This window comes from Pseudomonas sp. 2VD (assembly GCF_005503585.1).
Lineage (GTDB): Bacteria > Pseudomonadota > Gammaproteobacteria > Pseudomonadales > Pseudomonadaceae > Pseudomonas > Pseudomonas aeruginosa.
Map to the genome: position 1 here is coordinate 1 of NZ_SCND01000533.1, position 2,930 is coordinate 2,930.

The 2,930-nt window shown below is 68.0% G+C and carries 4 protein-coding genes; all 4 read left to right on the plus strand.

Features of this window, described 5'->3' with window-relative positions; translation table 11 throughout:
* The coding region (locus FFS27_RS31170; RefSeq protein WP_137952472.1) for an NUDIX domain-containing protein at window positions 1-332 on the plus strand (332 nt) is incomplete at its 5' end.
* A gap of 43 nt (window positions 333-375) precedes the next feature.
* Entirely contained in the window at window positions 376-1,503 is a 1,128-nt protein-coding gene (mnmA, locus tag FFS27_RS31175) for a tRNA 2-thiouridine(34) synthase MnmA (RefSeq protein WP_003131114.1), read from the plus strand.
* Window positions 1,500-2,120 (plus strand): high frequency lysogenization protein HflD, encoded by a 621-nt coding sequence (gene hflD, locus FFS27_RS31180; protein WP_003090440.1) that lies wholly within the window; start codon window positions 1,500-1,502, stop codon window positions 2,118-2,120. Before mnmA ends, hflD begins: the two co-directional genes overlap by 4 nt.
* Before the next feature lie 2 nt (window positions 2,121-2,122).
* The coding region (locus FFS27_RS31185; RefSeq protein ID WP_132503400.1) for a DMT family transporter at window positions 2,123-2,930 on the plus strand (808 nt) is incomplete at its 3' end.

The following is a 2,930-nucleotide window of genomic DNA, read 5'->3' on the forward strand; positions in this document are numbered from 1 at the left end:
AGGCCGCCCTGCGCGAAACCCTCGAGGAAACCGGCTGGGAGGTCGAGCTGAGCGCCGTCACCGGCATCTACCTGTACACCGCCCCGTCCAACGGCGTCACCTACCAGCGCGTATGCTTCGCCGCCCGCCCCGTGCGCCACCACCCCGAACGCGCCCTCGACGACGGCATCATCGGCCCGCGCTGGCTGACCCGCGACGAACTGGCCGCCCAGCCGCAGCGCTGGCGCAGCCACCTGGTGCTGCGCTGCATCGACGACTATCTGGCCGGCGGCCGCTATCCCCTGGCGCTGATCCGCGACACCCACGTGTCGCCCTCCCTGCCCCAGGCCTGATAGAATCCGCGTTTTACGAATTCGCCCGTGACGCCTGATCGCTATGTCTGAATCCGCCCCCACCCCACGCCGCGAGCGCGTGATCGTCGGCATGTCCGGCGGCGTCGACTCGTCCGTCTCCGCCCTGCTCCTGTTGCAGCAGGGCTATCAGGTCGAAGGCCTGTTCATGAAGAACTGGGACGAGGACGACGGCACCGAATACTGTACCGCCCGCGAGGACCTGGCCGACGCCCAGGCCGTCTGCGACCGGATCGGCATCAAGCTGCACACGGCGAACTTCGCCGCGGAATACTGGGATAACGTGTTCGAGCACTTCCTTGCCGAGTACAAGGCCGGCCGTACGCCGAACCCGGACATCCTCTGCAACCGCGAAATCAAGTTCAAGGCGTTCCTCGACTACGCGCTGATGCTCGGCGCGGACCTGATCGCCACCGGCCACTATGTGCGGCGCCGCGACCGCGACGGGCGCACCGAGCTGCTCAAGGGCCTGGACCCGAACAAGGATCAGAGCTACTTCCTGCACGCGGTGGGCGGCGAGCAGATCGCCCGCAGCCTGTTCCCCGTCGGCGAACTGGAGAAGCCGGAAGTCCGCGCCATCGCCGAGAAGCATGGCCTCGCCACGGCGAAGAAGAAGGACTCCACGGGCATCTGCTTCATTGGCGAGCGACGCTTCACCGATTTCCTCAAGCAGTACCTGCCGGCCCAGCCGGGCGACATCGAGACCACCGAAGGCAAGGTCATCGGTCGCCACAGCGGCCTGATGTACCACACCATCGGCCAGCGCCAGGGCCTCGGCATCGGCGGTCTCAAGGAAGCCGGCGACGATCCCTGGTACGTGCTCGGCAAGGACCTGCAACGCAACGTGCTGCTGGTCGGCCAGGGCAACGACCACCCGCTGCTGTTCTCCCGCGCCCTGCTGGCCTCGCGAATCTACTGGGTCAACCCGGTCGAACTGGAGCGGCCGCGCCGCCTGCGGGCCAAGGTGCGCTACCGGCAGAGCGACCAGGACTGCGTCCTGGAGAAAACCGCCGAAGGCTACCGCGCGGTGTTCGACGAACCGCAGCGCGCAGTGACCCCGGGGCAATCGGTGGTGTTCTACGACGGCGACGTCTGCCTCGGCGGCGGCGTGATCGAAACGGCGGAAGCCTGGGATTTCGGAGGACGCCCGTGAGCGATCCGCGACAGCAACTGATTGCCCTCGGCGCCGTCTTCGAATCCGCAGCCCTGGTCGACAAGCTGGCACGCACCGGGCAGATCAGCGAAGCCCCGCTGGGCTGCATGCTCGGCAGCCTGCTGGCGCGCAACCCGGCCAGCACCCTGGACGTCTACGGTGGCGACAGCCTCAACCTGCGCGACGGCTTCAAGGCCCTGGCCAGCGCCCTGGAGCGCAAGCCCGGCAGCCTGCAGCGCGAACCGCTGCGCTACGCCCTGGCGATGCTGACCCTGGAACGGCAACTGGACAAGCGCGGCGACATGCTCGACCTGATCGGCCAGCGCCTCGACCAGGTCGAACAGCAGGTCCAGCACTTCGGCCTGGTCCACGAGAACGTCATCGCATCGTTCGCCAGCATCTACCAGGACACCCTCAGCACCTTCCGCCAGCGCATCCAGGTACACGGCGACATGCGCCATCTGCAGGTCAGCAGCAACGCCGCGCGGATCCGCGCCCTACTGCTCGCCGGCATCCGCTCGGCGCGGCTCTGGCGGCAACTGGGCGGCAGCCGCTGGCAGATGGTGTTCAGCCGGCGCCGGCTACTCAACGAACTCTATCCCCTGCTGCGCGGCTAGCCATGGCCGGGAGCCAGCCGCAACGGCGCAACAGCCCGACCCAGGGCGCCGCCATGCTGGCTCTTTCGGCGCTGTTCTTCGCCCTGATGGGCGGCCTGATCCGCGAGGCCTCCAGCACCGTCAACAACGAAACCGTGGTGTTCTTCCGCAACCTCGTCGGCGTGCTGTTCTTCCTGCCCCTGGCGCTGACTCGCGGCATCGGCCCGCTGCGCACCCGCCGCCCGCTATCGCACCTGCTGCGCACCACCTACGGCCTGGGCGGCATGTACTGCTACTTCTACGCCCTCGCCCACCTACCGCTGACCGACGCCATGCTGTTCAGCTATGCCGCGCCGGTGTTCACGCCGCTGATCGCACACCTGTGGATCAAGGAGCCGCTGACCCGCCGCATGATGGTCGCCACCCTGGTCGGCTTCCTCGGCGTGCTGCTGGTGGCCAGGCCCAGCGGCGCGGTAGTGGCGCCGATCGCCCTGGTCGGCATCGCCTCCAGCCTGATGGCCGCCTGTGCCTTCGTCTCGATCCGCGAAATGAGCGACAGCGAGCCGGCCTATCGCATCGTCTTCTACTTCGCCCTGTTCGGCACCCTGTTCTCCGCCGTGCCGCTGGCCTGGGCCTGGCAGCCGCTGAACGGCCAGGAACTGCTCCTGCTGCTCGGCGCCGGACTGTTCGCCAGCCTCGGCCAACTGACCATGTCGCAGGCCTATGCCCTGGCCTCCCCGGGAGTGATCGGACCGATCGCCTACATGGCCATCGTTTTCGCTGGGGTGATCGCCTGGCTGCGCTGGGACGAACTGCCCAGCCACACGTCGC

Bases quoted from the DNA above. Each gene is read 5' to 3' on its own strand.
- mnmA (WP_003131114.1), top strand. From the start codon at position 376: ATGTCTGAATCCGCCCCCACCCCACGCCGCGAGCGCGTGATCGTCGGC.